We start from the raw sequence: 7,067 nt of genomic DNA, 5'->3' as shown, positions 1-7,067 counted from the left end.
CGGCGTCGCCGACCAGCGGACCGCCGACGCCGACCGCGATCGCGCCGGCCTTCAGGTAGCCGGGCACGTCGTCCAGCCCGACGCCGCCGACCGCGACGAACGGGATGTCCGGGAACGGGTCGCGCACCGCCTTGAGGTACGCCGGGCCACCCACCGAGATGGGGAACAGCTTGATCGCCGACGCGCCCATCCGCATCGCGGTGTACGCCTCGGTCGGGGTGAACGCCCCGGCGCCGACCGGGAGGCCGCGGCGGGCGGCCTCGGCGATGGACTCGACGACGGCGGGGGTCACCACGAACTGTGCTCCCGCGGCGACCACGTCGGCGACGTCGGCGGTGGTGAGCACCGTGCCGGCGCCGACCAGGGAGCCGGCGGGCGCGGCCGCGCGCAGCGCCTCGATGGCCCGCAACGCGTCCGGCGTGGTGAGCGCGACCTCGACGATCCGTACGCCCTCTTCCAGCAGGGCGGTGCCGGCGGCGATCGCGCCGGCGGTGTCGGTGCCGCGGATGACCGCGAGGATGCGGGCATCGGCGAGTTCGGCGGCGAGGTTGACGGTCATCGTGTTCACCATTCCGCGTAGGAGCCGTCGAGGTGCCGCCAGGTCGGGCTGCGCCAGGCGTGCCCGCGCTTGTCCGCCGTGCGCACCGCGTGTTCGTCGATCTCGATGCCGAGGCCGGGTGCCGTGAGCCGCTCCACGTACCCGTCGACGAAGGTCAGCGGGGCCTTGTCGAGGCAGTAGTCGAGCACCTCGGCGCCGAGGTTGTAGTGGATGCCGATGCTCTGTTCCTGGATCAGGTAGTTCGGCGTGGCGAAGCCGACCTGCAGGCAGGCCGCCAGGGCGATCGGCCCGAGCGGGCAGTGCGGGGCGAGCTGCACGTCGTACACCTCGGCCAGCGCGGCGATCTTGCGGACCTCGGTGATGCCGCCGGCGTGCGAGAGGTCCGGCTGGGCGACCGCGATGCCGGCCTGCAGCACGGGCAGGAACTCCTGCCGGCTGTAGAGCCGCTCGCCCGTCGACACCGGCGTGGTCGTGGAGCGGACGAACTCGCCGATCAGGTGCGAGTTCTCCGGGACCACCGGTTCCTCGAGGAAGAACGGTCGGTACGGCTCCAGCAGCGGGGCGACCCGACGGGCGTTGGCGAGGGTGAACCGCCCGTGGAAGTCGACCGCGACGTCCCGGTCGTCGCCGAGCACCTCGCGGGCGGCGGCCACCCGCCGGACCACGCCGTCGATTTCGGCCACCGACGCGACCGAGCTCATCCGCCCGGAGGCGTTCATCTTCACCGCCGTCAGGCCCGTCTCGACGGCGGCGCTGATCTGGTCGCGGACCTCGGCGGGCTCGTCGCCGCCGACCCAGCCGTAGACCCGGATCCGGTCCCGGACCGGGCCGCCGAGCAGCTGGTGCACCGGCGCACGGAAGTGCTTGCCGGCGATGTCCCAGAGCGCCTGGTCGAGCCCGGCGACGGCGCTGGCCAGGATCGGCCCGCCCCGGTAGAACGAGCCCTTCGTCATCACCTGCCAGTGGTCCTCGATGCGCAGCGCGTCCTTGCCGATCAGCAGCTCGCTGAGCTGCTCGACGGCGGTGCGGACGGTCTCGGACCGGCCCTCGCAGGTCGCCTCGCCCCAGCCGACGATCCCGGAGGAGGTCTCGACCCGGACGAACAGCCACCGTGGCGCGACGAGGAAGGTCTCCACCCGTGCGATCTTCGTCATGGCGTCCTCAGCCCTTCGTGGCGCCGGCGGTCAGGCCGGAGACAATGTACTTCTGCACGAACAGGGCGATCACCATGATCGGCACGGTGACCACGGTGGCCGCCGCCATCAGGCCGCCCCAGTCGATGCTGGCGTAGCCGACGAAGTCGAAGATCGCCACCGGCAGCGTCTTGGTGTCGGCGCCGGAGAGCACCAGGGCGAACATGAAGTTGTTCCAGGAGAAGATGAAGGACAGGATGCCGGCGGTGGCGATGCCGGGCACCGACAGCGGCAGGGTGATCCGCCGGAACGCCCCGATGTGGGTCAGCCCGTCGACGAGCGCCGCCTCCTCGAGTTCGGTCGGCAGGCCGTCGAAGTAGCCCATCATGATGTAGACGATCAGCGGCAGCGACACGAACATGTGGCTGAGGATCAGCACGGTGAACCCGCCGACCATCTGCAGGTTCGAGAAGACGTAGTACCAGGGCACCAGCAGCGACACGCCGGGGATGACCCGCGCCATGAGCACGACGAGCGCGGACTTCCTCATGTTGAACCGGCTCATCGAGTACGCGGCGGGCACCCCGAGGATGAGCGAGAGCACGGTGGCCGCGAACGCCACCCACAGGCTGTTGCCGATGAACTGGACGTAGTTCGCCCGCTCCAGCACAGTGCTGTAGTTGTCCAGGGTGGGCGAGAAGACGAACGCCTTGCTGGTGTCGTAGATGTCGACATTGGTCTTGAGCGACGCGGCGATCATCCAGAGCAGCGGCGCGATCAGCGAGGCCACCACGACGACGAGGGCCACCGCCCGGAAGACCTTGAACGGCCTGCTCGGCTTCATCGGTCCAGCCCCTTCTTGCGGTAGGTCAGGGCCCACATCACCCCGATGATGATCAGGAAGAAGATGATGAGGACCGTCGACGAGACGCCGTAGTCGTTGTAGTCGAAGCTCAGGCCGTAGGCGTAGACGTTGAGCGTCTCCACCTCGTGGAACGACCCGCCGCCGCGGCCCTTGGTGGCGTAGAGGATGTCGAAGGTCTTCAGCGCGTCGATGCCGCGCAGCAGGATCGCGACGATCACGGTGGGCATCAGCAGCGGCAGGGTGACGTGCCGGAACCGCTGCCAGGTGCTGGCGCCGTCGATGAGCGCCGCCTCCTGGGGCTCGTCGGAGAGCGACGTCAGGCCGGCGAGCAGGATCAGCACGACCATCGGCGTCCACTGCCAGATGTCGATGAACATCGTCGTCGGCAGGGCCGAACTCTGCCCGGACAGCCAGGGCTGCGGGCCGATGCCGACCCAGCTGAGCAACTGGTTCGCCATGCCGATGTTGGGGTCGAAGATCAGCCGCCACATCATGCCGACCGCGACCGGGGTGGCCACCAGCGGCAGCAGGATCGCGACCCGGACCCACTTCTCACCGCGGAACGGCCGCCACAGCAGCAGGGCGATCGCCATGCCGAGGACGACCTCGAAGAGGAGCACGACGCCGGTGAAGAGGGTCGTGCGCCACGCCGCCGGCCAGAACCGGTCGGTGTCGGAGAGCACGTCCAGGTAGTTCTGGAACCCGATGAACTCGCTCTCGGCGCGCACCGAACCCTCGGCGTCGGTCAGGCTCAGGTACCCGGTCCATGCCACCGGGAAGATGATCAGCACGGCGACGAACGCCATGGCGGGTGCCGCGAAGAGCCACCTGCGGTGCTGGTTGGCCCAACGCGACCAGGCCGAATCCGGGGACGCCGGACGGGCCTCGGACGATCTGGTGACTGGGGTGGTGACGGTCGACATCGATGTCTCCGGGTTCGGGGGGCAGGGTCCCGGCGCGGGGTGGCGGAGCCGGTCGGCCCGCCACCCCGCGGTCGGGCTACTTCGCCTCGTCGTCGAGGAACTTCTGGAACGCCTCGTTCGCCGCGTCCGCCGAGGCGGCCGCGTCCTTGCCGGTGATCGCGTCGACGATCGGCTGCCCGACGATCTCCCGCGCCTGGGCGACCTTCACGACCAGCGGACGGTCGTGGCCGATGCCGTTGGCGGTGCTGACCTGGGTGGCCTCGGCGAGGTCCTTCGGGTAGGTCGTGGTGCCCTCCGGGTTGGCCCAGACGGAGGCGCGGGCGCCGGGGACGCCGGCCTTCTGCTGCGCCAGCGACTGCTCCTTGCCGGCGGCCCACTGGATGAACTTCCAGGCGTTGTCCTTGTTCTTCGACGCGTCGTTGACGCCGAGCGCCCAGGACGGGATGTTGTACGGCTTCGAGCCGGCCGGGCCGGCCGGGAAGGTGGCGAAGCCGACGGTGTCGGAGACCTTGGACTTGGCCGGGTCGGTGGCGTTCTTGTAGAGCGAGTTGGCCTCGGTGTAGAAGGCCGCCTTGCCCTGGGTGAAGATCGCCATCGCCTCGGACCAACTCATGTCGGTGCTGATGTTCTCCGGACCGTGGTCCTTGAGCAGCCCGCCGTAGTAGGCGTACGCCTGCTTGGCCTGCTCGGTGTTGACCGAGGCCTTGCCGCTGGCGTCGACGAAGTCACCGCCGAAGCTGTACAGGAAGCTGGAGAACTGGGTGACCGCGGCGGCCTTGCCGGTCCGGGCCACGAAGCCAGCAACGCCCGGGTTGTCGGCCTCGACCTTCGCGGCCTGCGCCTTGAGCTCGTCCAGGGACTTCGGCGGAGCGGTGAAGCCGGACTTCTCCAGCAGGTCCTTGCGGTAGTAGAGGACCTCCTGCTCGGTGATGATCGGGACGCCGACCACCTTGTCCTCGTACGAGGTGGCCTGCACCGGCCCGGACTGGAAGTCGCCGAACTCGAACGCGCTGTCCGACTTGGCCTTGTCGCTCAGGTCGGCGAGGTACTTGTTCTTGGCGAACAGCTTCCCCTCCTGCAGCGGCCGGTACATCATCACGTCGAGGTCGGTGGACCCGGCGTTCAGCTTGACGTTGTACTGGTCGGAGAGCTGGTCCTCACCGAGCTGGGTGACCTCGACCTTGAGGCCCGACTGCTTCTCGAACTCCGGCAGGGCCTTCTTGATGTTCTCGGTCCAGACGTGGTTCACCAGCGTCACGCGCAGGGTGTCCGACCCGCTGCCGCCGTCGCCACCGCCGCCGCAGGCCGCCAGGCCCATGGCGGCGACCACGGCCAGAGAAGTGCCGATTAATGATCGACGTCGCACGCTTGTCTCTCCTTCTGTCGTGGCCGCTGCCCTGGAGAGGGCCGCTACCTCGGTGTTTACATCCGCTTAACGTCGGGATGCTAGGCCGAAAAAGCAGACTTATTCAAGAGGTTGATCTAACTGATATGATCCGTGGCGTGGAACGGTACTCTCCCGGGGGCGCAGCCGCCCAGAACGCCCCTGCTGAGGCCGGGCTGCACGCGCGCGTCCTCGACGACCTCGGCACCGCCATCTGCGGCGGCGAGCTGGCGCCCGGGGCGGTGCTCAACATCGACGAGCTGATCGACCGGTACGCGGTGTCCCGCTCGGTGATCCGCGAGGTGCTGCGGGTCCTCGCCTCGATCGGGTTCATCGAGGCCCGCCGCCGGGTCGGGGTCATGATCCGGCCGGCGAACGACTGGAACGTCTTCGACCCGCAGGTGATCCGCTGGCGGCTCGCCTCGGCCGGCCGGATCACCCAGCTCCGGTCGATCACCGAGCTGCGCACCGCCGTCGAGCCGCACGCCGCCTGGCTGGCCGCCGGCCGGGCGGGCCACGACGAGGCGAGCGATCTCGTCGGGCTCGCGGCGAAGATGTGGGCGGCCGGCAAGGCCGGCAACGAGGAGCGCTTCCTGCGCCTCGACATAGAGTTCCATCGACGGGTGCTGGTCGCCTCCGGCAACGAGATGTTCGTCCGGTTGCAGGACCTGGTCGCCGAGGTGCTCACCGGCCGGCACAAGCACCACCTCATGCCGCACCACCCGAGCGACGAGGCCCTCCAGTTGCACGCCGAGGTCGCCCAGGCGATCCAGCGGCACGAGGGCGAGCGCGCGCGGCAGGCGATGGTGCAGCTCATGGAGCAGGCGTTCGACGAGATGAAGTCGATCTGGGAGCAGAGCGCCGAGCCGGCTGGTTTCTGACCGCACCGCTTCTGCGCGTCCTTGCCCGAGGTCCCTGCGCCCGGCGTATGCTGGTGGCGGCGCCGTCCCGCGCCCCACCTCCTTTCCGGTGCTCACGCCGCCGGCGTCGCGGAGGCAAAGGGAACGTGCTGTTCTCGGGATGCCGTGCCACATGCCTTGTCCGGCGCGGTCGAGGGGAGCGTGAGTCCCTGCGGCCGTGCCGTTGACAGGGAGCATGTGATGACGCACCAGCGCACCTTCAAGGCCCGGGTCCGCACCCGGATGGCCAAGACCGGCGAGAGCTACACCACGGCCCGCCGGCAGTTGCTCGCCCGCGCCGAGGCCGCTCCGACCGAGCCCGTCACCGCGACCGAGCCCGTCACCGCGACCGAGGCCGTCACCCCGGCCGAGCCGGACGCCGACCCGGCCGGCGGGCCGGGGGCGACGACCCCTGCCCCGACCGCGGCGGGCACGGCGGAGCAGACCGAGCGGATCTCCGACGCGCTGCTCAGCGAGCGCACCGGCCGCGGATGGGCGCAGTGGTTCGCCCTGCTCGACGACTGGGGCGGCACCGAGCGCACGCACACCGAGATCGCGCGCTGGCTGGTCACCACCCACGAGGTGCCGGGCTGGTGGGCGCAGACCATCACCGTCGGGTACGAGCAGGCACGCGGGTTGCGCGCCCCCGGCCAGCGGCGTGGCGGTGGCTTCTCCGCCGCCGGCAGCCGGACGGTCGACGTACCGGTGGAGCGGCTCTTCGCCGCCTTCGCCGACGAGACGCTGCGTCGCCGGTGGCTGCCCGACGTGGCCGTCCGGGTCCGCACGGCCACCGCGCCGCGGACCTTCCGGGCGGACTGGGCCGACGGGTCCACCCGGCTCGTGGTGGGCTTCGCCCCGGTCGGCGAGGCCCGGTCCCGGGTGGCCGTGCAGCACGAGAAGCTCACCGGGGCGGAACAGGCGGCGGAACTGAAGGCCTACTGGCGGGACCGGCTCGCCGCGCTCAAGCACCTGCTGGAGTCGAAGGGTGCCCCGCGATGACGACGACCTTCCTGAACCTGCCGGTGCGAGACCTCACCACGGCGACGATGTTCTTCCGGGCACTCGGTTTCACCGCCGAACAGCCGTCGCCGGACGGGCTGAGCGTCCACCTGTCCCTGGACGACACGACCCACCTCGTGCTGCACACGCACACGCCGCCTTCGAGGCGTACACGACGGTGGCGGTCACCGACCCCAGGGCAAGTCGGGAGGTGATCGTCGGCCTCGGCGTGGACAGCCGGGAGCGGGTCGACGAGCTGATCAACCGGGCCGTCACGGCCGGCGGGGAGACCGTCGGCGAGGCAC

General features: G+C 70.2%; 7 protein-coding genes. 2 read left to right on the top strand and 5 right to left on the bottom strand.

Annotated elements, in window-relative coordinates:
* From NCC78_RS25080 to NCC78_RS25060, 5 genes are all read right to left on the bottom strand, one after another.
* The coding region (locus NCC78_RS25080; protein ID WP_250797462.1) for a bifunctional 4-hydroxy-2-oxoglutarate aldolase/2-dehydro-3-deoxy-phosphogluconate aldolase at positions 1-559 on the bottom strand (559 nt) is incomplete at its 3' end.
* A gap of 5 nt (positions 560-564) precedes the next feature.
* Entirely contained in the window at positions 565-1,713 is a 1,149-nt protein-coding gene (dgoD, locus tag NCC78_RS25075) for a galactonate dehydratase (RefSeq protein WP_250797461.1), read from the bottom strand.
* A gap of 7 nt (positions 1,714-1,720) precedes the next feature.
* Positions 1,721-2,536 (bottom strand): carbohydrate ABC transporter permease, encoded by an 816-nt coding sequence (locus NCC78_RS25070; protein WP_250797460.1) that lies wholly within the window; start codon positions 2,534-2,536, stop codon positions 1,721-1,723.
* Positions 2,533-3,480, bottom strand: coding sequence for a carbohydrate ABC transporter permease (locus NCC78_RS25065; protein ID WP_250797458.1), 948 nt, complete (start codon positions 3,478-3,480; stop codon positions 2,533-2,535). Before NCC78_RS25065 ends, NCC78_RS25070 begins: the two co-directional genes overlap by 4 nt.
* Before the next feature lie 76 nt (positions 3,481-3,556).
* Positions 3,557-4,846: an ABC transporter substrate-binding protein gene (locus NCC78_RS25060; protein ID WP_250797457.1), complete on the bottom strand. Its 1,290-nt coding sequence runs from the start codon at positions 4,844-4,846 to the stop codon at positions 3,557-3,559.
* Positions 4,847-4,983: 137 nt separating this feature from the next.
* On the opposite strand from NCC78_RS25060, the gene NCC78_RS25055 reads away from it, so the two are divergent.
* The gene (locus NCC78_RS25055) at positions 4,984-5,745 is read left to right on the top strand and encodes a FadR/GntR family transcriptional regulator (RefSeq protein ID WP_250797456.1); all 762 of its coding nucleotides are present in this window, start codon (positions 4,984-4,986) and stop codon (positions 5,743-5,745) included.
* Positions 5,746-5,964: 219 nt separating this feature from the next.
* Positions 5,965-6,762: a hypothetical protein gene (locus NCC78_RS25050; protein ID WP_250797455.1), complete on the top strand. Its 798-nt coding sequence runs from the start codon at positions 5,965-5,967 to the stop codon at positions 6,760-6,762.
* Positions 6,763-7,067: the final 305 nt, after the last annotated feature.

This window comes from Micromonospora phytophila (genome assembly GCF_023656545.1).
Taxonomy (GTDB): Bacteria; Actinomycetota; Actinomycetes; order Mycobacteriales; family Micromonosporaceae; genus Micromonospora; species Micromonospora phytophila.
This window is presented reverse-complemented; position numbering and strand designations above follow the sequence as displayed.